General features: G+C 70.3%; 22 protein-coding genes. 10 read left to right on the top strand and 12 right to left on the bottom strand.

Annotated elements, in window-relative coordinates:
- Positions 1-2: 2 nt before the first annotated feature.
- Both ACYVO7_RS00110 and ACYVO7_RS00105 read left to right on the top strand, forming a co-directional pair.
- Complete coding sequence (locus tag ACYVO7_RS00110; protein WP_460447829.1) at positions 3-506, top strand: UPF0262 family protein; 504 nt, start codon at positions 3-5, stop codon at positions 504-506.
- Between the two features lie 2 nt (positions 507-508).
- Complete coding sequence (locus tag ACYVO7_RS00105) at positions 509-958, top strand: arsenate-mycothiol transferase ArsC (protein WP_460447828.1); 450 nt, start codon at positions 509-511, stop codon at positions 956-958.
- A gap of 36 nt (positions 959-994) precedes the next feature.
- On the opposite strand, the gene ACYVO7_RS00100 is transcribed toward ACYVO7_RS00105, so the two are convergent.
- The 5 genes from ACYVO7_RS00100 to ACYVO7_RS00080 all read right to left on the bottom strand — a co-directional run bounded on the left by ACYVO7_RS00100 (position 995) and on the right by ACYVO7_RS00080 (position 4,661).
- Positions 995-1,318: an AzlD family protein gene (locus tag ACYVO7_RS00100; RefSeq protein ID WP_460447827.1), complete on the bottom strand. Its 324-nt coding sequence runs from the start codon at positions 1,316-1,318 to the stop codon at positions 995-997.
- The gene (locus ACYVO7_RS00095) at positions 1,311-2,048 is read right to left on the bottom strand and encodes an AzlC family ABC transporter permease (protein WP_460447826.1); all 738 of its coding nucleotides are present in this window, start codon (positions 2,046-2,048) and stop codon (positions 1,311-1,313) included. The genes ACYVO7_RS00100 and ACYVO7_RS00095 overlap by 8 nt, the downstream gene beginning before the upstream one ends.
- A 5-nt stretch (positions 2,049-2,053) precedes the next feature.
- Positions 2,054-2,740: a TerC family protein gene (locus ACYVO7_RS00090; RefSeq protein ID WP_460447825.1), complete on the bottom strand. Its 687-nt coding sequence runs from the start codon at positions 2,738-2,740 to the stop codon at positions 2,054-2,056.
- 33 nt (positions 2,741-2,773) lie between these two features.
- Entirely contained in the window at positions 2,774-3,457 is a 684-nt protein-coding gene (locus tag ACYVO7_RS00085; protein WP_460447824.1) for a TerC family protein, read from the bottom strand.
- A 118-nt stretch (positions 3,458-3,575) separates the two neighbouring features.
- Positions 3,576-4,661, bottom strand: coding sequence for a tartrate dehydrogenase (locus ACYVO7_RS00080; RefSeq protein WP_460447823.1), 1,086 nt, complete (start codon positions 4,659-4,661; stop codon positions 3,576-3,578).
- A 155-nt stretch (positions 4,662-4,816) separates the two neighbouring features.
- Here ACYVO7_RS00080 and ACYVO7_RS00075 point away from each other — a divergent pair, with 155 nt between their 5' ends.
- The 3 genes from ACYVO7_RS00075 to ACYVO7_RS00065 all read left to right on the top strand — a co-directional run bounded on the left by ACYVO7_RS00075 (position 4,817) and on the right by ACYVO7_RS00065 (position 7,915).
- Positions 4,817-5,305 carry a tripartite tricarboxylate transporter TctB family protein gene (locus ACYVO7_RS00075; RefSeq protein WP_460447822.1) on the top strand — a complete coding sequence of 163 codons (489 nt, stop codon included), beginning with the start codon at positions 4,817-4,819 and terminating at the stop codon, positions 5,303-5,305.
- 10 nt (positions 5,306-5,315) lie between these two features.
- Entirely contained in the window at positions 5,316-6,857 is a 1,542-nt protein-coding gene (locus ACYVO7_RS00070) for a tripartite tricarboxylate transporter permease (protein ID WP_460447821.1), read from the top strand.
- Positions 6,858-6,940: 83 nt separating this feature from the next.
- Positions 6,941-7,915, top strand: a complete 975-nt coding sequence (locus ACYVO7_RS00065; RefSeq protein WP_460447820.1) for a tripartite tricarboxylate transporter substrate binding protein BugD — start codon at positions 6,941-6,943, stop codon at positions 7,913-7,915.
- 76 nt (positions 7,916-7,991) lie between these two features.
- Here ACYVO7_RS00065 and ACYVO7_RS00060 read toward each other — a convergent pair whose 3' ends face one another.
- Positions 7,992-8,411 carry a hypothetical protein gene (locus tag ACYVO7_RS00060; RefSeq protein ID WP_460447819.1) on the bottom strand — a complete coding sequence of 140 codons (420 nt, stop codon included), beginning with the start codon at positions 8,409-8,411 and terminating at the stop codon, positions 7,992-7,994.
- Positions 8,412-8,505: 94 nt separating this feature from the next.
- Complete coding sequence (locus ACYVO7_RS00055) at positions 8,506-9,195, bottom strand: TetR/AcrR family transcriptional regulator (RefSeq protein WP_460447818.1); 690 nt, start codon at positions 9,193-9,195, stop codon at positions 8,506-8,508.
- A gap of 168 nt (positions 9,196-9,363) precedes the next feature.
- Between ACYVO7_RS00055 and ACYVO7_RS00050 the strand changes: the two genes are divergently transcribed.
- A complete protein-coding gene (locus ACYVO7_RS00050; RefSeq protein WP_460447817.1) occupies positions 9,364-10,647 on the top strand; it encodes an HlyD family secretion protein in 1,284 nt (427 codons plus the stop codon).
- A gap of 226 nt (positions 10,648-10,873) precedes the next feature.
- The gene (locus ACYVO7_RS00045; protein ID WP_460447816.1) at positions 10,874-12,487 is read left to right on the top strand and encodes a DHA2 family efflux MFS transporter permease subunit; all 1,614 of its coding nucleotides are present in this window, start codon (positions 10,874-10,876) and stop codon (positions 12,485-12,487) included.
- 13 nt (positions 12,488-12,500) lie between these two features.
- Here the strand turns inward: ACYVO7_RS00045 and ACYVO7_RS00040 are convergent, their stop codons facing one another.
- Complete coding sequence (locus ACYVO7_RS00040; RefSeq protein ID WP_460447815.1) at positions 12,501-12,959, bottom strand: tellurite resistance TerB family protein; 459 nt, start codon at positions 12,957-12,959, stop codon at positions 12,501-12,503.
- Between the two features lie 65 nt (positions 12,960-13,024).
- Positions 13,025-13,459, bottom strand: coding sequence for a DUF4112 domain-containing protein (locus tag ACYVO7_RS00035; protein WP_460447814.1), 435 nt, complete (start codon positions 13,457-13,459; stop codon positions 13,025-13,027).
- 302 nt (positions 13,460-13,761) lie between these two features.
- Here ACYVO7_RS00035 and ACYVO7_RS00030 point away from each other — a divergent pair, with 302 nt between their 5' ends.
- Positions 13,762-14,871 (top strand): S-(hydroxymethyl)glutathione dehydrogenase/class III alcohol dehydrogenase, encoded by a 1,110-nt coding sequence (locus ACYVO7_RS00030; RefSeq protein ID WP_460447813.1) that lies wholly within the window; start codon positions 13,762-13,764, stop codon positions 14,869-14,871.
- A gap of 124 nt (positions 14,872-14,995) precedes the next feature.
- On the opposite strand, the gene ACYVO7_RS00025 is transcribed toward ACYVO7_RS00030, so the two are convergent.
- The 3 genes from ACYVO7_RS00025 to ACYVO7_RS00015 form a co-directional block, all read right to left on the bottom strand.
- Positions 14,996-15,526 (bottom strand): Spy/CpxP family protein refolding chaperone, encoded by a 531-nt coding sequence (locus tag ACYVO7_RS00025; RefSeq protein WP_460447812.1) that lies wholly within the window; start codon positions 15,524-15,526, stop codon positions 14,996-14,998.
- A gap of 119 nt (positions 15,527-15,645) precedes the next feature.
- Positions 15,646-16,116, bottom strand: a complete 471-nt coding sequence (locus ACYVO7_RS00020; RefSeq protein WP_460447811.1) for a hypothetical protein — start codon at positions 16,114-16,116, stop codon at positions 15,646-15,648.
- Between the two features lie 77 nt (positions 16,117-16,193).
- Positions 16,194-19,307: a PAS domain-containing sensor histidine kinase gene (locus ACYVO7_RS00015; RefSeq protein ID WP_460447810.1), complete on the bottom strand. Its 3,114-nt coding sequence runs from the start codon at positions 19,305-19,307 to the stop codon at positions 16,194-16,196.
- 262 nt (positions 19,308-19,569) lie between these two features.
- On the opposite strand from ACYVO7_RS00015, the gene ACYVO7_RS00010 reads away from it, so the two are divergent.
- Together ACYVO7_RS00010 and ACYVO7_RS00005 are read left to right on the top strand one after the other, a co-directional pair.
- Entirely contained in the window at positions 19,570-20,022 is a 453-nt protein-coding gene (locus ACYVO7_RS00010; RefSeq protein ID WP_460447809.1) for a phasin, read from the top strand.
- Between the two features lie 158 nt (positions 20,023-20,180).
- Positions 20,181-21,536, top strand: a complete 1,356-nt coding sequence (locus ACYVO7_RS00005) for a phasin family protein (protein WP_460447808.1) — start codon at positions 20,181-20,183, stop codon at positions 21,534-21,536.
- Positions 21,537-21,635: the final 99 nt, after the last annotated feature.

The raw sequence follows: 21,635 nt of genomic DNA, 5'->3' as shown, positions 1-21,635 counted from the left end.
GGATGGCGCAGGATCACGACGCCGGCGGCACGGCAAAGCCGACGAAGCGCCTCGCGGCCGTGACCCTCGACGACGTCTCCATTGGACGCGCCGCGCCCGAGCAGGAGCATGAGCGCGCGATCGCGATCTACGACCTGATCGAGTGCAACTGCTTCGGCCTTCCGGGCCATGACGGCGGCCCCTATTCGCTCCATATCGGCCTGCTGGAGGGCAAGCTGGCGCTCGACGTCCGCGACGAGAAGGGCGCCAGCGTCATCACCCATATCCTCTCGCTCGCGCCCTTCCGGCGGGTGGTGAAGGACTATTTCCTCGTTTGCGAGAGCTACTACGCCGCCATCCGCACCTCCAGCGCCGCCCAGATCGAGGCCATCGACATGGGCCGCCGCGGGCTGCACAACGAGGCTGCGGAACTGCTCGTGCAACGTCTCGACGGCAAGATCGAGGTCGACTTCGATACGGCCCGCCGCCTCATCACGCTGATCATGGCCCTGCACTGGAAAGGGTGACCATGCAGGAGGGCGCCCCGGGCCGGCGGGTCGGCGCAGTGCTGTTCGCCTGCGCCTACAACGCCGTGCGCTCCCCCATGGCGGAAGCGGTCGCGCGGCACTATTTCGGCAAGTCGGTCTATGTGCAGTCGGCGGGCGCCCGCAAGGGCGACACCGACCCCTTCATGGTGGCGGCGCTGGACGAGATCGGCATCGACGCCAGCAAGCACAAGCCCCGGACGCTCGAGGAGCTCGAGGACTGGGAGGGGCTGAACTTCGACCTCATCATCTCGCTCAGCCCGGAGGCGCACCACAAGGCGCTCGAGCTGACGCGCACCAGCGCGGTCGACGTCGAATACTGGCCGACGCCCGACCCCACTCTGGTGCAGGGCTCCCGTGAGCAGAAGCTCGACGCCTACCGGCATGTGCGGGACATGCTGACCAAGCGCATCACCGAGCGGCTGAAGCGCTAGCACATCCGCGATCCGTGGCCGGCGGCGCGCCTGGGGCTAGAAACCCGCGGCCCGCAACAGCGTCACGGTCGTGAGGCCCACCGCGAGGGCCAGCAGCTCGTTGCGCCTGATCAGCATCGACGTGAGCGCCGCCCCCAGCGCCGCCAGCGCGGCCGGGCCGCCCCGGACCACGAGCGGGGCGATGATGGCCACGATGATCGAGCCCGGCAGGGCGGCCAGCCCCCGCCGCACCGGCGTGGTGAGCGGCACATGCGCCATCAGGATCACGCCGAGGACGCGGCACAGGTAGCTCGCCGCCGCCATCGCGGCGATCGCCGCGAGCGAGCCGGCCGAAAGCCCGAACCACGCCGCGCTATCCATGGCCGGACCGCCTGCGGTCGTCGAGAACGCCCAGCGCCGCGCCCGTCAGCGAGCCTGCGAGGCCGCCCGCGACCACGAACATGTAGCCGGGAAACAGCCAGGCGGTGGCCAGCGCGGCCGTCGCCGCGACGGTCCAGCAGATCGTGTCCTGCCGGCCCTTCCACAGCGGCACCACCATGGCGGTGAACACGATCGGCATCACGAGGTCGACGCCGAAGCGCTCGGGATGGTCCATGAGGCCACCGAGCAGCCGTCCCGGCAGCGTGCCGGCGACCCACACCACCCACAGCATCACCCCGGCCCCGATCAGGACCCCGGCGTCCCGCCCGCCATCCGCGTGATAGCGCGTGCCGATCAGCCAGTTGGCGTCGGTCAACAGCGCCAGGCTCGGCCAGAGCACCCGGTTGGGAAGCGGATAGATCCACGGCTGCAGCGACGCGCCCTGCAGGATCATGCGCGCATTGACGGTGAACACGACCGCGCTGATGGCCAGGATGGCGGCGCCCGTCCAGGCCTCGGCGCGCCACAGCTCCAGCGCGACCAGTTGCGCCGAGCCGGCGTACATCAGCCCGCTCATCAGCATGGTCTCGAGCACGCTGAGGCCCTTCTGGGCGGCCGTCGTGCCGAAGGCGGCGGCGAAGACGATGCTGCCCGGGATCAGCGGAGCCACGAGGCGGGCGCCCAGGAGCATGCCCTTGAGCGTCAGGGGCGGCGGCGCGGCCTGGCCCACGGCGGTCAGGCGGCGTGCACGGATGCGCGCCGCTTCATGACGAAGCCGACCCCGAGCACGATCGCCGCCCCGGCGATGGCGAACGGGATCTCCAGGTGCTTCAGCTGCGTCTCGCCGAAGCGCTCCACCAGATAGGGATCCGAGTCGAGCATCTCGCCCGCCACCCAGCCGAGCAGCCCCGCGCCGGCCCACACCATCAGCGGGAACCGCGCCAGGAGCGCCATGATCAGGGTGGCGCCGGCCACGATGAGCGGGATCGAGATCACCAGGCCGAGCGCCATCAGGGCCATGTTGTCCTTGGCGATCGCCGCGATCGCCAGCACGTTGTCGAGGCTCATCACCATGTCGGCCACCGCGATGGTCCAGATCGCGCTGAGGAGCCTCTCGCTGGCCTTGACCGCGTCGTCGTCCGCCTCGTCGTCCTCGGCGATCAGCTTCACCGCCACCCACAGGAGCAGGATCGAGCCGATGATGCGCAGGAAAGGCGTCGACAGAAGCTTGGCCACGATGACGGTGAACACGATGCGCAGCAGCACCGCCACGCCCGCGCCGAGCACCAGTCCGGCGCGCCGCTGGCGCGCGGGGAGCCCCCGGCAGGCCAGGGCGATCACCACCGCATTGTCGCCCGACAGGAGGATGTTCACCCAGACGACCTCGAGGATCGCGAGCGCGGTGTGCCAGTTCAGGTCCATGGGGAGTCGGTCTCGCAGTCGGTGGCGGGCGTGTCAGGAGTGGTGATGCACCGCCGACCGCCTCGCGCGCAAGGCCGCAGCGACGACGACCACGAGCGCCGCGCCTGCGACGGCGGCCGGAGTGGCCAGTCTTGCGGCCGTGTCGCCCAGCCGCGCCGCGACCAGCGGATCGCCGACGATCATCTCTCCGCCGATCCATCCCAGCAGCGCCGCGCCGCCCCATACGAAGATGGGGAAGCGGGCGATCAGCGTCATGATCAGGGTCGACCCGACCACGATCAGCGGAATGGAGACGAGCAGGCCGAACACGAAGAGCTTGGCGTCGCCGTCCGCCGCGGCGGCGATCGCCACCACATTGTCGAGGCTCATCACCGCATCCGCGATCGCGATCGTGCGCACCGCGCGCCAGAGCGTGTCGCTCTCGCTCACGGCGTGCTCCTCGTCCTCGCCCGTCACCAGCTTGACGGCGATCCAGAACAGCAGCGCTCCGCCCGCCAGCCCGAGGAACGGAACCTCCAGGAGCCAGCTGATCACGAAGGCGAACAGGATGCGCAGCAGCACCGCCACGCTCGCGCCCAGCACGATGCCGGCGCGGCGCTTGCGCGGCGGCAGCGAGCGGCATGCGAGCGCGATCACGACCGCGTTGTCGCCCGACAGCAGGAGGTCGATCCAGATGATCTGCAGGATCGAGACGAGGGTCTGGGGGGCGATGTCCATCGGGTCCGGCTCGGTGGCAGGCCAGTCTCCTAGCCCGCGTGCCCGACATTGACAATCGCCAATGTTTCACCGGGCGCGGGAGCAGGCCGGCCGCCGCCCCCGCGCCGCCCGCCAAGCCCTAGGCGAGCGCGTCCGCCACGGCCTTGGCGCACTGGGTCGTGTTGGCCGGGCCCTTGAGGTCGCCCGTGCGCAGCTTGGGCTCGGACAGGACGGTCTCGATCGCCTGCACGATCGCGCGGGCGGCGTCGACCTCGCCCAGATGCTCCAGCATCATGGCGGCCGACCAGATCTGCCCGATCGGATTGGCGACGCCCTTGCCGGCGATGTCCGGGGCCGAGCCGTGCACCGGCTCGAACAGCGACGGGAAGTTGCGCTCCGGGTTGATGTTTCCCGACGGCGCGATCGCGATCGTGCCGGTGCAGGCCGGGCCGAGATCCGACAGGATGTCGCCGAACAGGTTGGACGCGACGACCACGTCGAAACGGTCCGGGTTCTGCACGAAATGCGCCGTCAGGATGTCGATGTGGTACTTGTCCCACCGCACGTCCGGATAGGCCTTCGCCATCGCCTCCACGCGCTCGTCCCAATACGGCATGGTGATCGCGATGCCGTTCGACTTGGTGGCCGAGGTGAGGTGCTTCTTCTCGCGCTTCTGGGCGAGATCGAACGCGAATTTCAGGATCCGGTCCGTGCCGTGGCGCGTGAAGACGCTCTCCTGCACCACGAATTCGCGGTCGGTGCCGGGGAACATGCGCCCGCCCACGGACGAGTACTCGCCCTCGGTGTTCTCGCGCACGACGTAGAAGTCGATGTCGCCGGGCTTGCGGCCGGCCAGCGGGGAGGGAACGCCGGGCATCAGCTTGCACGGCCGCAGGTTCACATACTGGTCGAACTCCCGGCGGAACAGGATCAGCGACCCCCAGAGCGACACGTGGTCGGGCACCGTGTCCGGCCAGCCCACGGCGCCGAAGAAGATGGCGTCGTGCTGGCCGATGCGGTCCTTCCAGTCCTCCGGCATCATCCGCCCGTGGCGTGCGTAATAGTCGCAGGACGCGAAGTCGAAGTCGTCGAGCTGCAGCTGAAACCCGAAGCGCTTGGCCGCGGCCTCCAGGACGCGCACGCCCTCCGGCACGGTTTCCTTGCCGATTCCGTCTCCTGGAATGACGGCGACGCGATGGGTTCGATTGCTGCCGGTTTGGGCCATGATGGGCGTTTCCTGTCTGCTCCGGCGCGGTTTCACCGCCGAACCGGCTTGATATTGGGCCAACCTATTGCAACAAAAGGACCGCTGAAAACTACAAATGCCGGCAGGGCTCCCCTGCGAAGGCGTCATCCGGCGAATTGGGGCGGGAACGGTCGATGGACGGAACACACGAGAGCCCCGCGGGCGGCTCGCGCGCCAGGGGATTGCGCAATCCGCAGGACGCCGCCGCCGGGCTGTTCCTGGTCGCCGTCGCGGCCTTCGCGCTCTGGCAGGGATCGGACCTTCCGCTCGGCACGCTGCGGGCCATGGGCGCCGGCATGCTGCCCACCTCGCTCGCCGTGATCGTCGGCGGGCTGGGCTTGCTGCTCGTCGTCCTGGCTTTCGTCGCCGAGGGGCCGGCGCTGGAGCGCTGGCATCTGCGCGGTCCGCTCTTCATCCTCGGCTCGGTCATCGTCTTCGCCCTGCTGATCCGCAGCGCCGGCCTCGCGGTCGCCGGGCCGGCATCCATGCTGATCAGTTGTTTCGCCACCGACGAGGTGCGCTGGAAGGAGGCCGCGATCTTCTCGATCGTCATGACCGGCTTCTGCATCGTCCTGTTCAAGGTGATCCTCGGATTGCCGATCCCCGTCCTGGCTTTTGGTTGAGCGCTGACCGATGGATCTCTTCGCCAATCTCGCGCTCGGCTTCTCCACGGTCCTGAAGCTGGCGCCTGTCTCGGTGCCGCTCATCGGCCTGATCCCGCTGCCGGTGAACATCCTGCTGTGCTTCGTGGGCTGCCTGATCGGCACGCTCATCGGGGTGCTGCCGGGCGTCGGGCCGATCGCCACCATCGCCATCCTGCTGCCGATCACCTTCGGGGTGGATCCCACTGGCGCGCTGATCATGCTGGCCGGCATCTATTACGGCGCGCAATATGGCGGCTCCACCACGGCCATCCTGGTCAACATCCCGGGCGAGGCCACCTCGGTGGTCACGGTGCTGGACGGCCACCAGATGGCCAAGCAGGGCCGCGCCGGCGTGGCGCTCGGCATCGCCGCCATCGGGTCCTTCTTCGCCGGCTGCGTCTCCACTTTGGTGATCGCCGCGCTCGGCCTGCCGCTCACCAAGCTCGCGCTGCTGTTCGGCCCGGCCGAATATTTCTCGCTGATGGTGATGGGCCTCGTCTTCGCCGTGGTGCTGGCGCGCGGCTCGATCGTCAAGGCGCTCGGCATGATCGTGCTGGGCCTGTTGCTGTCCACCGTCGGGACCGACCTCGAATCGGGCCAGGAACGCATGACGATGGGCCTGCAGGACCTCTCCGACGGCGTCGACTTCGCCGTGCTGGCGATGGGCCTCTTCGGCTTCGCCGAGATCCTGCGCAATCTGGAGAGCCCCGAGACCCGCGACGTCATGAAGGGCTCCATCGGCCGGCTGCTGCCGAGCAAGCAGGATTTCAAGGATTCGTTCTGGCCCGTGATCCGGGGCACCGGCCTGGGCGCCATCCTGGGCATCCTGCCCGGCAACGGCGCCGTGCTGGGGCCCTTCGCGTCCTACACGCTGGAGAAGAAGCTCGCCAAGGATCCGCGCCGCTTCGGCCGCGGCGCCATCGAGGGCGTCGCCGGGCCGGAATCGGCCAACAACGCCGGCGCGCAGACCGCCTTCATCCCGCTCCTGACGCTGGGCATTCCGCCCAACGCCGTCATGGCCCTGATGGTCGGCGCCATGACCATCCACGGGATCATCCCCGGCCCGCAGGTCATGACCAAGAATCCCAGCCTGTTCTGGGGCATGGTCGTGTCCATGTGGCTGGGCAACCTGATGCTGCTCATCATCAACCTGCCGCTGGTCGGCCTGTGGGTGAAGCTCCTGAAGGTGCCTTACCGGCTGATGTTCCCCGCCATCCTGATCTTCTGCTGCATCGGCATCTATTCCATCAACAACAACCCGTCCGACGTGCTCTTCACGGCGTTTTTCGGGCTCATGGGATATGTGCTGATCAAGCTCGGCTTCGAGCCCGCTCCGCTGCTGCTCGGCTTCGTGCTCGGCAAGCTGATGGAGGAGAAGCTCCGCCAGGCGCTGATCCTGTCGCGCGGCAGCTTCTCCACCTTCGTGGAGCGGCCGGTCTCGGCCGGCCTGCTGGTCGTCGCCGCCGTCATGCTGGCCGTCGCGCTGCTCCCGTCGATCCAGAAGGGACGCGACGAGGTCTTCACCGAATGAAGGTCCACCCCCGGTCCTGGCCCGTCGGTCAGGACCCAGCCCGAGAGCGCGCCGCCAAGGCGCCGTCACCAGGAGTGATCGCCATGAAGTCCACCGCCATCGCAGCGGCCGCGCTGCTGCTCGCCACGGCCGCCCCCGGCTTCGCCCAGGGCTATCCGACGAAGCCCGTCACCATGATCGTGCCGTTCGCCGCCGGCGGCCCGACCGACGTGGTCGCCCGCATCGTGGGCGAGCACATGTCGCGCACGCTCGGCCAGCAGATCGTGATCGAGAACGTCGCCGGCGCCGGCGGCACGACGGGATCGACCCGCACGGCCCAGGCCGCGCCGGACGGTTACACCATCATGATGGGCCACATGGGCACGCACGGCGCCGCGCCGGCCCTCTACCCGAACCTCAAATACGATCCCACCAAGGACTTCGAGACCGTCGGCATGGCGGCCGGCACTCCCATCGTGATCGTCGCCCGCAAGGATCTGCCGCCGAAGGACCTGAAGGAGTTCGTGAGCTACGCCAAGCAGCAGAACGACAAGCTCAACGAGGCCCATGCGGGCATCGGCTCGGTGTCGCACACCACCTGCGTGATGCTGAACGTCCAGCTCGGCATCAAGCCGACCGCCGTGCCGTACAAGGGCACCGGCCCGGCCCTGAACGACCTCGTCTCCGGCCAGGTCGACTTCATGTGCGACCAGATCGTCAACCTCGTCGAGCAGATCAAGGCGGGGTCGATCAAGGCCTACGCCATCGCGACGCCGGAGCGCTCGCCGGCGCTTCCGGACCTGCCGACCACCAAGGAGGCCGGCCTGCCGGACTACCAGGTCAGCGCCTGGAACGCGATCTTCGCGCCCAAGGGCACGTCATCCGAGATCACCGCCAAGCTCAACGACGCCCTCGTGAAGGCGCTCGCGGATCCCACCACCAAGAAGCGCCTGGAGGATCTCGGCGGCGTCCTGCCGGACGAGAACGGCAGGACGCGCGAGGCGCTCAAGACCTTCGTGGCCGCCGAAGTCGCCCGCTGGACGCCCGTCCTGAAGTCGGCCGGGGTCACGGCCAACTGAGCCCAAACGAAAGCCCGGCCGGGGGGACCGGCCGGGCGCGCCTTCGGGGGCTTCCGAAGGGGCCGAATGCCGAGGCTCAGGCTCCGCGCGGGCGCGCCCCCGCGAGGGGTTCCGCCGAAAGCCGCGCGCCGCTCCAGGCGCAGCGCGCGAACAGCGCGAAGAACAGGATGGCGCCGCTGAAGATCATCAGCGAGCCCACGATCGCGCCGGCCGGGTTCTGGTGGAACTGCGCGAAGGGCAGGCCGATCAGGAACACCGGCAGCCCGGCCATCGCCAGCCAGAACTGGACCGTCGCGAGCCTGCTGCGGCGCAGCTCCGGCCAGCAGCGATGCACGACGCCGTACAGCGCCAGGGTCGCCCATCCGAGCAGGTTGATATGCGCATGCAGGTGGGCGTAGGCGAAGTTCTCCGCCATACCCATGCCGATGCCGAGCCCGACGCCCAGGATGGCGTAGAGCAGGGCCGCGCTGATGAAGAGACTGTCGATACGAGCCATGAGGATCTCCGCGCGACTCTTGCGTTCGCTGGAGTCCTTCAACCACGCCCTGGCGGGGCCGCCTGTGCGCCATCGCACAGGCGGCGACGGCGTCTCAGCTCCGGCCTTCGCCGCCGTCGTCGCGCCGGTGCGCGCGCAGGAAGAGATCGACCGCCGCCTCCACCACGGTCTGCACCTTGGCGTCGAACTCCTCGGGTGAGGGCTCCAGCCCGAAGAGGGCGGGGCGCACGAGCGAGGTCTGGTAGAGGTCCAGCAGCTGGTTGGCCGCAAGCCGGGTGTCGCGGATCGAGAGCTCGCCCTGGGCGACCTTGCGGTCGAGGAACGCCGCCATGGTCTTGATGGTGGTCGCCGGCCCGCGCTCGTAGAAGGCGCGCCCGACATCCGGCATCCGCTCGGCGATCGCGATCGCGGCCCTCATGCCGGCGACGGTCTTGCTCTTCAGGATGAAGATGACGAGGCTGCGGCCGAACTGGACCAGCACCTCCCTGAGGTCGCGATCCGGATCGAGCGAGCCGAGCCGGTCCAGATGGAGCCGGCGCTCCTCGTCCATGATGGCGCAGAACAGCTGTTCCTTGTTCTGGAAATAGACATAGAGCGTTCCCTTGGAGACGCCGGCGCGCCGGGCGATCTCGCCCATGCTGGCCCCCTCGAAGCCCCTCTCCAGGAAGATCGCGCGCGCGCCGTCGACGATCTGCCGCCGCTTGGCGGGATCGGAGCCGATGACGGACTGGGGCGCGTCGGCCGTGGGATCGGGATCCCGCAGGGTGGGGGAGCTGCCGCTCATCGTGGGGTCGTTCTCCGAAAAATGACCGAACGGTTCGGTCACCTCTTGATATCGCCGCTGAAGCCCCATATTGCAAGATGTGAATGACCGAACCGTTCGGTTCGATGGCGGACGCCACGGGCGTCCAGGGATCAGACGGGCCGCGTGACGCGCCCGGGGAGTTTTTCGATGTCCGACGAGTCTGGCGCAGCTCTCCACGAAGGCAAGGCTCTGCTTGGAGACGAGGCGCAGGATCAGGTGAAAGTGCGGGAGCGGGGGCCCGAGGCCATGCCCGCCGCGCAGCCCTCCGCGGGATCGCTCGTGGCGAAGCGGGACGGACCGGCCGCCGAACGCGGGCTGGACGGACAGGTCCTGCCGCCCAAGCGCTCCCGCAAGCGCGCCGTCCTGACGGCGCTGCTGCTCGCCGCGGCGGGCGGCGGCGGCTGGTTCGGCTATGGCTGGTGGACGCATGGCCGCTTCATCGTCTCCACCGACGACGCCTATGTGAAGGCGGACGTCACCACGCTCGCCGCCAAGGTGCCGGGCTACGTCACCGCCGTGCCATTCGCCAACAACGCCGCCGTGAAGGCGGGCGACGTGGTGGCGCGCATCGACGACGGCGACTACAGGCTGGCCGTCGAGGCCGCGCGCGGCAAGGTGGACACCCAGCAGGCCACGATCGACCGCATCGGCCGCCAGGTCGAGGCGCTGACCGCCGGGCTCGGGCAGGCCCGCGCCCAGCTGGCGGCGGCCCAGGCCGAGCAGGTCCGCGCCCAGGCGGATTTCGCCCGAGCCCAGGCCCTGGCGGCCAGCGACTTCGGCTCCAAGCAGCGTCTCGACCAGACCCGCGCCGACCACGACCGGGCGGCCGCCAATGTCGACTCGGCCAAGGCCGCGCTCGACGCCGCCGACGCCAACATCGCCGTGGCCCGCGCGCAGGAGCAGGAAGCCCGCCGCACGCTGGACGAGCTTCGGACCGCGCTCGCCAAGGCCGAGCGGGACCTTTCCTTCACGGTCGTGACCGCGCCCGTCGACGGCGTCATCGGCAACCGGGCCGTCGAGGTGGGCAACTATGTCCAGCCCGGCGCGCGCCTCGCCGCCCTGGTGCCGCTCGGCTCGGTCTATGTCGAGGCCAACTTCAAGGAGACGCAGCTCGCCCGGATCGAGGCCGGCCAGAAGGTCGACGTCGAGGTCGACGCGCTGCCCGGCCGCAAGCTGGAAGGCCACGTGCTGAGCTTCGCGCCGGCGTCGGGCTCGATCTTCAGCCTGCTGCCGCCCGAGAACGCCACCGGCAACTTCACCAAGATCGTCCAGCGCGTGCCCGTGCGCATCGCGGTGCCGGAGGACGTCGCCCGCCAGGGCCTGCTGCGCCCCGGCCTGAGCGTCGTCGCCAATGTCTGGACCAAGCGCGACGGCGAAGGCCCGGTCTCGGCCGCGGCGGCGGAGCCTACCCGCAGCGCCAAGGCGGAGTGAGGCGGGGGGCAAGGGCAGGCCGGATGGGCGGCCCTGATCCCAATGCCCCTCATCCTGAGGAACATCGCCCCTTGGCGATGTGTCTCGAAGGACGAGGGGTCCAGAACGCTCGATTTGCTGGAGCCCTCGTCCTTCGAGACGCAGACCCGAGCGGGTCTGCTCCTCAGGATGAGGGGCTTGAGATTAGCCGCAAGCTCAGCTTTGGAGCGCGAGCGGAGCACACGCGATGACTGACGCAACCGCCACGGCGAAAGTTCTCCCGGCCCCGGCGCGCCCCGCCGCGGCCACGAACCCCGACCGCATCGATCCGAAGCGCCTCATCGCCTTCATGGCCATGGTCTTCGGCATGTTCATGGCCATCCTGGACATTCAGATCGTTTCGGCCTCGCTGGCCGAGATCCAGGCCGGCCTGTCGGCTTCGGCGGATGAAATCTCGTGGGTGCAGACCGCCTACCTGATCGCCGAAGTGATCATGATCCCGCTGTCCGGCTTCCTCGGGCGGGCCTTCTCGACGCGCTACCTGTTCGCCGCATCGGCGGCCGGCTTCACGCTCGCGAGCGCGCTCTGCGCCACCGCCACAAGCCTGGAGCAGATGATCGTCTACCGCGCCATCCAGGGCTTCATCGGCGGCGGCATGATCCCCAGCGTGTTCGCGGCCGCCTTCACGATCTTCCCGCCGTCCAAGCGCAACGTCGTGTCGCCCATCATCGGCCTGGTGGCGACGCTGGCGCCCACGATCGGCCCCACGGTGGGCGGCTATCTCACGGAGCTGTTCTCCTGGCACTGGCTCTTCCTGGTCAACGTCATTCCGGGCGTCGCCGTCACCATCGCGACCTACACGCTGGTGGACTTCGACAAGCCGGACCTCTCGCTGATGGACCGCTTCGACTGGTGGGGCCTCGCCTTCATGGGGACGTTCCTCGGCAGCCTCGAATATGTGCTGGAGGAAGGCCCGACCAAGGACTGGTTCGAGGAGCCGCTGATCGTGGTCTTCACCGTCGCCATGGCGGCGGCGGCCGTCGCGTTCTTCTGGCGCGTGCTGACGGCCGAGGAGCCGATCGTCGACCTGCGCGCCTTCAAGGACCGCAACTTCGCGGGCGGGTCCCTGTTCTCGTTCATCCTGGGCATCGGCCTCTACGGCCTCACCTACCTGTATCCGCTCTATCTCGGGCGGGTGCGCGGCTACTCGGCGCTGCAGATCGGCGAGACCATGTTCGTCACGGGCCTGTGCATGTTCTTCACCGCCCCCGTGGCCGGACGCCTGTCGTCGAAGCTCGATCCGCGCGTGATGCTGTTCTTCGGGCTGATCGGCTTCGCCTCCGGCACCTTCATCGCCTCGGGGCTGACCAAGGACTGGGACTTCGGCGAGCTGCTGCTGCCGCAGGTTCTGCGCGGGGTGTCGCTGATGTTCTGCATGGTGCCGATCAACAACCTCGCCCTCGGCACGCTGCCGCCGGCCCGGCTGAAGAACGCCTCCGGCCTCTACAATCTCACCCGCAACCTGGGCGGCGCGGTCGGTCTCGCGATCATCAACACGGTCATCAACGACCGCATGGACCTGCATCTCGCGCGCCTGCACGAGACGGTGAACTGGAGCCGCAACGCGGCGGTCGAGACCTTGGCGGCCATCCAGGGCTCGCTGTCCCGCCTGGGTTCGGACGCGGAGCTTGCGGGCGTGAAGCGGCTGGCCGGCCTGGTGCGGCGCGAGGCGCAGGTCATGGCCTTCGCCGACGCGTTCACCCTTCTCACGGGCCTGTTCCTGGTCACGGCCCTTCTGGTCGTCTTCCTGCGCAAGCCCGCGCCCCCCAAGCCAGGCGCCGCGGCGGGCGGCGGGCACTAGCCCGCGGCTGAGGCTAGGCCGCGTCGAGCAGGTCGAACCGGGCCGGATCGAGGCCAAGCGCCTTGCAGATCCGGGTCGCGGCGCGGCGTTCCTCGCCGTCGAACGAACCGTCGGCGGAGGCCACCGCGCAACAGATGCGCACCAGCATCTCGGCGTCGCGGGCGCGCCCCTTCAGGCGACCGATGGAGGCCAGCGCCGATGCCTCGGCGCCGTCGTGGTCCTCCTCGAAACGCGCGGTCGCCTCCTCGAAGGCGTGCGCGAGATCGCCGGCTCCAAAGCCGCTCAGCGTTTCGGAATTGCGGATCAGGCCCGCCATGCGGCGCTCCTCGTCGGGGGTGACCCATCCGTCCGCATAGGCGATGACCGCGCAGGCGGCCACGACGGCCTCGAAGATCAGCTCGGCCTCGGCCCCCTGCAGGTCGTGAAGATAGTCCTGCATGGACGTATGGCGGCTGGCGTTGCGGGTGGGCATGCGGAGTCCTCCTGTGGGCTGAATCGAAACCGAGAGATCGTGCGGGGAGACGAAGGGCGGGCTTTTCAGCCCACGGGCCGGCCGCGGCGCCACGGCGCGTGCGCGCCGGCGTCGTCGGCCAGGAAGGCGCGCAGCAGCGCCATGTTCTTCAGATTGGCCCGGTAGAACACGTCGCCGAACCAGCCGATCACCGGCAGGGCGCTCAGGGCGGCGTCCAGGGCCACGTGCCCGACCATGCGCGCCAGCAGGGGCGCGGGCGCGCCCAGCCGGCGCGCTTCCCAGATCAGGTATGCGGAGACGCTCTTGGCGGCGAGCAGGCCGAGGCCGGGGATCACGTTGAGAACGGCGTCCGCGCCGAATCTGATCCGGGTGCCCGGGATCGCGACCGCGCTGTCCAGCAGGCGGGCGAGGGCGTCGAGGCGCCGCAGCGACTCGGCCCGCGATGCGCGCGCGGCCTCGCCGGCAGGACGATCAGCGCCGAAGCTGGAGGTATAATGCATGTCGAACTCCCAAGAGCAGAGCGTTGTCACGCGCCTGACAGGTGGAAGAGTCCGACATCGCAGTCTCGACGGAGACTACCAGAGGGTCCCGGACCCCAATAAGCAAAGGATGGTGACGCGTTGCAGCCGCCGCAAGGGGTCGCCCCGCTCTCATTTCAGAGAACCGGAACGTGTTGCTTTCCTTGCGCCGACAGATCGAGCCGCGGCGACTCGGCTCCGGCCCGTCGCCGTGACGACCACGATCGCGCATGACCGTCGCGCGCGGGCGCGATATTCTCCCTGAATACAACCGGAGATTGTTCATGAAGACCCGCGCCGCCGTCGCCTTCGCCGCCAACAAGCCTCTCGAGATCGTGGAGTTGGATCTGGAGGGCCCGAAGGCCGGCGAGGTCCTCATCGAAGTGAAGGCGACCGGCATCTGCCACACGGACGCCTACACGCTCTCGGGCGCCGACCCGGAGGGCCTGTTCCCGGCCGTGCTCGGGCACGAGGGCGCGGGCGTCGTGGTGGATTGCGGCCCCGGGGTCAGCTCGCTGCGCAAGGGCGACCACGTCATCCCGCTCTACACGCCCGAATGCCGCGAGTGCGAGTACTGCCTCTCGCGCAAGACCAATCTCTGCCAGAAGATCCGCGTCACCCAGGGCAGGGGCCTGATGCCGGACGGCTCCAGCCGCTTCCGGTTCGAGGGCAAGTCCGTGCTCCATTACATGGGCACCTCGACCTTCTCCAACTACATCGTCGTGCCCGAGATCGCGGTGGCGAAGATCCGGCCGGACGCGCCCTTCGACAAGGTCTGCTACATCGGCTGCGGCGTCACCACCGGCATCGGCGCGGTGATCTGGACCGCCAAGGTCGAGGCCGGCGCCCGGGCGGTCGTGTTCGGGCTCGGCGGCATCGGCCTCAACGTCATCCAGGGTCTGCGGCTCGTGGGAGCCGAGCAGATCGTCGGCGTCGACGTGAACCCGTCCAAGCGGGAGCTCGCCACGAAATTCGGCATGACCGATTTCGTGAACCCCAAGGAGGTCGGCGGGGACCTCGTCGCGCATCTGGTCGAGCTCACCAAGGGCGGGGCCGACTACTCGTTCGACTGCACCGGGAACGTCCAGGTGATGCGCCAGGCGCTGGAGTGCTGCCACAAGGGCTGGGGCCAGTCGATCATCATCGGTGTGGCGCCCGCGGGCGCCGAGATCGCCACCCGGCCGTTCCAGCTCGTCACCGGCCGCGTCTGGAAAGGCTCGGCCTTCGGCGGCGCCCGCGGCCGCACCGACGTGCCGCGCATCGTCGACTGGTACATGGACGGCAAGATCAACATCGACGACCTGATCACCCACACGATGCCGCTGGAGCGCATCAATGAGGGCTTCGACCTGATGCACGAGGGCAAGTCGATCCGCTCGGTGGTGCTCTACTGAACGTGAGACCTCGGGAAGCAGCGCTTCCTTGGCGGCACAGACGGCGCACCGCCGCTAATCAGCGGCGGCCGCTTCGATTTCACACTGACTCTCCAGCCTTCTTCGGTCGGAAACGTCCTCCGTTTCAGTTGGCTCGCTCGCCGCGGCTCCAAAAGTGACCCTGGCGCCAGCCGGGGCCGTCTTCGCCGAACATCGGCCCGGGCCGCATCCAGCGCAGCGAGTCGCGCTGCTTGTCGTCCAGCTTGGCGTAGAGGGCGTCGAAGGGCGGCCTCACCGTCCGCAGGGCGTCGAGCCCCGCCGCCATGCGCTTCTCGGCGAGCGCGAGCCGGCCGGGAGGCGTGCGGTCGGCGCGTTCGGCCGCGGTGGGGCAGCCCGCCTTCAGCTTGCCTTCGGCGTCGCCCATGGCCTTCCGCAGCGCCTCGAAATCCGCCTTCTGGGCGTCGGTGGGCTTCAGCGCGGCCTCCAGCCGGCCGGCGACGCGCGGCGCGAGCGCCTCCGACGAGGCGCAGAACCGCTCGCCCATCATGCCGCCCATGCGCCCGCCATGCCCGCCCCAGCCATGGCCCATGCCGTGGGCGGCGGCGGCCGTCAGCCCGCCGGCCAGAAGGACGGCGGCGACGCCGCCCATGATGACCTTGTTCCGTCTGTTCGCCATGGTGGTGTCTCCTCTGGGAGCTCGGGTCCGTGCGGGACCTTGGCTGAGAGGATCAGATCATGGCCGCCCTCACGCGAGGCTGGCCGGCGGATGAACTTTCGGCAATGTGGGCGCGGCCGTCAGCAGATGTTGTTGGGGCAGATCCGGCCCGGGATGGTGTTGATGCGCGAGTCCGGCGCCTGGATCGGGTTCGGGATCGCGTCCCGCCGCATGTTCTGGCGGCTGATCGCGTCGAGCCGGTGTTCCTGGCTCGGGATGGGCCGGCCGTCCACCCGCGAGGGCTGCGGACCGGGAACCGGCTCGATGGGCGTGAGCGTGCCCGGCCGCCGGCGCACCGGCGCGGTCTTGTAGATGGCGCTGCGGTCGCCGGACTTCACCCGCCGGCTGCGGTGCGCGATCTCGCCGTCGACGCAGTCTCGATAGCCCGGCTGGCCCCAAGTGCACTCGCGGGCGGAGGCGGGCCCGGCGTCCGGCAGGGCGAGAGCCGCTCCCAGCAGCATGGCGCCCAGCCGCGGCGCCCAGCGGCGCGCTCCCTCGCGGACCTCGCTTCGTCCTACCCGCTCCTCGCCCACGACCAGTCCTCCATTCACGTCAGGCCTGCGCGACAACGTGCGGCCGGACGGGGGGATCCGCCCAGCGTCGACGGGCCGCGGCGCGGCCTGCGCTCCTATTCGGACAGCACGCGGGTGGTCGGGAACGTCACTTCCACGAGCGTGCCTGAATCCTTCTCGGAGCGGATGGTCAGCGCCGCCCGGTTCGCCTCCACGAGCGCCTTGGTGAGCGGCAGCCCCAGCCCCGTGCCGCCGGCGCGCCGCGCGGTCGAGACCTGCCGGAACGGCTCCAGCGCGGTCTCGATCTCCTTCTCGGTCATGCCGATGCCGGTGTCGCGGACCCGCAGGGCGACCTCGCCCCGGTCCGTGAAGGCGGTCGAGACGATCACCTGCCCGCCCGGATCGGTGAACTTCACCGCATTGGACAGGATGTTCAGCACGATCTGGCGCAGCGACCGCTCGTCCGCCACCACATGCGGGAGGCGCTGGCTCAGGCTGGTGCGCAGCACCACTCGGCCCGCGCCGGCCTGCGGCTGCATCATGGCGACCGACCGGCTCACGATCTCGTTCGCGTCGACGCTGATGAAGTTGAGGTCGAACCGTCCGGCCTCGATCTTGGACAGGTCGAGGAGATCGTTGACCAGGCTGATCACGTGCCCGCCCGAGGCGTGGATGTCGCGCAGATACTCCAGGTAGCGCTCGTTGCCGATCGGCCCGAAGCGCTCCTCGATCATCACCTCGGCGAAGCCGATGATGGCGGACAGCGGCGTGCGCACCTCGTGGCTGATCTTGGCCAGGAAGTCGGACTTCTGGGCGCTGGCGTGCTCGGCCGCGCGCTTGGCCTCCAGCAGGTCGCTTTCGGCCTTCTTCCACGGCGTGATGTCGCGCAGCACCGCGCAGAACTTGCGGTCGGGAAGGTCGCTGATCGCGCCCAGGGTCATGAACAGCGGGATGCGGCCGCCCTGCCGCACGCGCCCGACCACCTCGCGGCCGTCATTCAGCACGCTCGCCACGCCGTTGGCCTTGAGGCCCTCCAGATAGTCGAGCGCCAGGGCGTGGCTGTCGGGCGCGAACAGCGTGATGAAGGTCTCGCCCGCGACCTCGTTCTGGTCGTAGCCGAACAGCGCCTCGCCGGCGCGGTTGAGGGACAGCACGCGCCCGGCCTCGTCGATGACGATCACCCCGTCCGTGGCGGTGTCCAGGATGGCGCGCAGCTCGCGCGCCTCGCCCATCCGGCGCTTCAGGTCGAGCTCCATCGCCTTGACCTTGGGGAGCGCCGCCCCGTCGATGGCGCGCCTGAACGACATCAGGGTGGCGGGCAGGCCGTCCCAGACGATCGACTGCAGCCGGGCGTCGACCTCCACGCCCTCGCCCTCGCGGGTGGCCAGCACGACGGCCGACCCTTCCGGCAGGGTCTCCAGGCTGTCGGCGGGCCTGCCGAGGAACAGCTTGCCCATGCCGCCTTCGGCATGGAAGGCGTCGATGTCCTCATAGCCGAGCACGTCCAGGAGCGTGCGGTTCATCACGATCGGCACGTCGCCCCGGCTGACCAGGACGCCCACCGGGATGCGGTCGAAGATGGTCTCCGCGTTGCGCGCCAGATCGGACAGCTCGGGCCCGGGCGGGAGCGGGTCGGGCCGGGGAGGCTCGACGGACGCCGCGCTCTCCGGCTCCGCCGCCGCGAAGAGATCCGGTTCGTCCGGCTCGTGGGCGGGGGGCGCGGCGTCGGCGGCGAAGGCGGCCTCGCGCTCCTGCGCCGTCGCATCCGCGCTCGTGGGTTCAGGGCCGAAGCTCTCGGCGGCGGCCTCGTCGTTCGGCTCGGGCGTCGGGGAGGACGGCAGGGAGTCGGCGTCCTGCGTCTCGTCGCCCTCGACCCGCGCGCCGAGGGCGCGGGCGATCTCCCGGAACGCATGGCGCTCGCTCCGGCTCAGCCCCGGAGCGCCGAGCGCCGGGTCCGGCGCCCGGACGAAGCCGGTGCGCAGCGGCACCACCTTGCCGGTCCCGAGCGTGGCGTGGGCCGAGCCGCTGACAACGAAGGGCATGGGCGCCGTGCGCGTCGGGCGCGGGGCGGCTTGGGACGCGTCAGGGGCGGGGGGCGGAGCGGGATCCTCGTCCCGGCCCGCCTCGCCCTCGGCCGAGGGCGCGACGGCCTCCGGCTCCTGCTCGGCGACGTCCTGCTCGGGAGCGGCCTCGGCCGGGGGCGCGGGAAGGTCTTCGACGCTGCGCGCCGCCGCACCGTCGGCGGCCGGGCTCGTCAGCGAAAGAATGTCGCGCGGCGCCTCCGCGGGCGGCGCAGCCGCAGGAGGGGGCGTTTCGACGGGCGCCGCCGCCTCGTCCGCGGAAGCGGCGGCGGTCGGCTCCGCGGGCGGCGCGCTGAGCGGAGCGAGGGAATCCAGATGGACGACCCCGAAGCCGCGATAGCCTGTGAAGCCCCGGTCGCGATCGAAGGTCGGAACGCCCGAAAGCGCCACGACGACGCCTTCGCGGTCCGCGCCGGCGACCGGCCAGATCACCTCCACCCCGGTGAAGGTCTGCCCGCGCCCCAGGGCGGCGGCGAAGTCGGCGCAGCCGCCCTCGACGCCATAATGGTCGAGCGCGCCGAAATCCTCGCCGGCCTTGGGCGCATGGGCTTCGCCCACCGCCCGGGCGAAATCCGCCGAGATGTCCTCCAGGCGGTGCTGGCCGTCGGTGCGCCAGGTGAAGCGCGCCAGGCTGCGCCCGCCGAACCGGGCCCGCAGGGCCGCGGCGTCGACCCGCGCCGGCGCCTGGACCCCGCCGGGAGCAGGCGCGCGGGCGAAGGCGGGCGGCGCCAGCGCGGAGCGCGGCGAGCGCCACCCGGCGGCGCGGACCGGACCGTTCATGGCGATGGCCACGAGCACGGGCTCGCCGTCCGCCAGCGTGGCGCGGCGGCACGCGAAGGTGGCCAGCTCGATCCTGCGGCCCACGGACAGCCGGAGCCTCTCCAGCCGCGCGCCGGTTTCCGGCGCAGCGCCGCGGGCGAGCTCGGCGAAGCGCTCCACCGGGAAGCTGCGAGGGTCCAGAACGGCGGCCGTCAGCTCGGCGGGGTCGCGAAAGCCGAACAGCGCCGCGCCGCTCGAGGTGGCCCACAGCACGCGGTCGCCGCCGCCGGCGAGCACGACCACGGCCTGGCCTCGCTCGTCGAGCGCGGCCAATTCCTGATCGACGGCGGCCCGATCCGCGCGCGCCCCCTGGTCGGCGATGTCCGACAAGCCTGACCTCTTCCCTTGCGCAGGCTTTAGCCCGCTCTCATATCCCTAACAACCCCTTAATATAATGTCGTCCGGGCGATCAGGTCCAACACGGCGGCGCTCCCGGATGCAAGGGATTGGCGACAGCGTTAATGTCGCAGGAAGTGCTTGACGATTGTGCAATGCAGCATTATGTGTGCAGTGCACAATCCAATACCGCCACGCGAACAGGAGCCTCGCCGTGGCGGGATCCGCATCATGGCTCCGCGTGAGGATACGCGCCATGGCGCAGGGCCCGATCAACTACGAAATCCCCAATGAGATGCGCGACTTCGCCGAGAAGAGCGTCGAGCAGGCCAAGAAGGCCTTCGACGGTTTCCTGGGCGCCGCCAACAAGGCCGTCTCGACCGCCGAGAACCAGGCGACCACCGTTCAGAGCACCGGCAAGGACATCGCCACCAAGGCGATCGGCTACGCTGAGCAGAATGTCGGCGCCGCTTTCGAGTTGGCCCAGAAGCTCGTCCGCGCCAAGGACGTGCAGGAGGTCATGCAGCACCAGAGCGAGTTCGTGAAGGCGCAGATCGCCGCCCTCCAGAGCCAGCTCCAGGATCTCGGCGCGACCATGCAGTCCACGGTCCAGAAGGCCGCGACCGAGGCTCAGGCCAACTTCCAGAAGGCCACGGCCGACGCCCAGGCGACGGTGCAGAAGGCCGCCGAAGGCATGAAGCGCAAGTAAAGAGCGTTCCGCGTACCGGGGCGGCGTCGCCGTCCCGGAACCTGCTGCCAGGGGCGGCTCGGGAGCGCGACTCCCGCCGGGGAGCACGGCTCCCATGGAATTGGCGGCCCCATCCGGCCACGGCGCGAGTCCGTGGCGTCGAAGGATAGAGGTCCACCATGCCAGCAACCGACAAGCCGCGCGCCAAGGGCGCCAGCTCCGATCAGAACGCCCCCGCCAAAAAGCCCGCCAGGGACGTGAAGCCGGCCGCCCCCGCGCCGCTTTTCGACAGCAGGCCCGCCGTGCAGGCCGCGCCCGCCCCAGCAGCGCCCGCCGCAGCGGCGCCCGCTCCGAAGAGCGAGGCGCCCGCGCCCGTCGCCGCCGAACCGGCGTCCGTGAAGCCGACCCCGGCGCCCGCGCCGGCCGCGACGGCGCCGGCCGTCAAGCCGAGCCCGCTGGCCGTGAAGCCCTCCACGCCCGTCGTCCCGGCCAGCCGGGTCCAGCCCAAGGCCGCCGCGCCCGCCAAGGCGCCGGCCGCCGTCGCGGCCAAGGCCCCGGCTCAGGCGGCCGAGCCCAAACCCGTCCATGCGCCCTCGGTCGCGAGAGCGCCCGAGCCCGTCAAGACTCCGGAACCCGCCATGCCCGTGACCAAGACCGAAGCCAAGCCGCCCGTCGCGGCTCCCGCCGCCAAGCCGGCCGCCGCCAAGGCGCCGAACGCCAAGCCGGCCTCCGCCAAGTCCGTCGCCGCCAAGCCCGTCGCCGCCAAGCCCGTGGCCGCCAAGCCCGTCATCGCCAAGGCGTCGGCCAAGCCTGCGCCCGCCGCCTCCGCCAAGCCCGCCGCTCCCGTCAAGGCCGCCGCCAAGGTCGCGGCCGCGGCGCACGCCGTGTCGGGCCCGGCCGCGAAGCCGGTGATCCCGGTGGCGCTCGAGGCCAGCGTCTCCAAGGCGGCCGTCGCCGCTCCGGCCGCGAAGGTCGAGGTCGCCGCCGAGGCGGTCAAGGCCGCCGTCAGCGCCGCCAAGCCGGCCGCCACCGCATCCGCGCCGTCGAAGCCCGCCCCGTCCTCGCCTGACGTGCTGGCCGCCTTCGAAGCCGTGATGGAGCCCTTCAAGGCCGTCGCGCCGCAATTCTCCGCCTTCCTGCCCGGCAGGCTGCCGGGCTCCATGCAGGACATGGCCGCCAAGCAGATGGGCCAGGCCCGCAGCGCCTATGCGAGCTTCCAGTCCAACGCCGACGCCGTGAAGGCCGGCATGGAGACGAGCGGGCAGGCCGCCGCGAAGGGCATGAGGGCCTTCTCGGAGACGCTGCTGCAGGCGATGCAGACGAACGCCGACGCGACCCTCGGCTACTTCAAGGCGCTGTCGGGCGTCCGGTCGCTCTCGGAGGCCGTCGAGCTGCAGGCCACGCACGCGCGCCGCTCGTTCGACGCCGTCACCGCGCAGGCCAAGGCCCTGACCGAGATCGCCAACCGCACCGCCAGCGACGCGGCGTCGCCCGTCAAGGAAGCCCTGGGCGGCTCCCGCCGCTCCAGCTCCTGAGCCCTGGCCCAAGCCTCGGGGCGGGGGGGGCGCCCCCCCCCCGCCCCCCCCCCCGGGGGCGCGCGGGCCCCCCCCCCCCCCCCCAAAAAAACCCATAAA

Source organism: Alsobacter sp. SYSU BS001988 (genome assembly GCF_054796215.1).
This window is presented reverse-complemented; position numbering and strand designations above follow the sequence as displayed.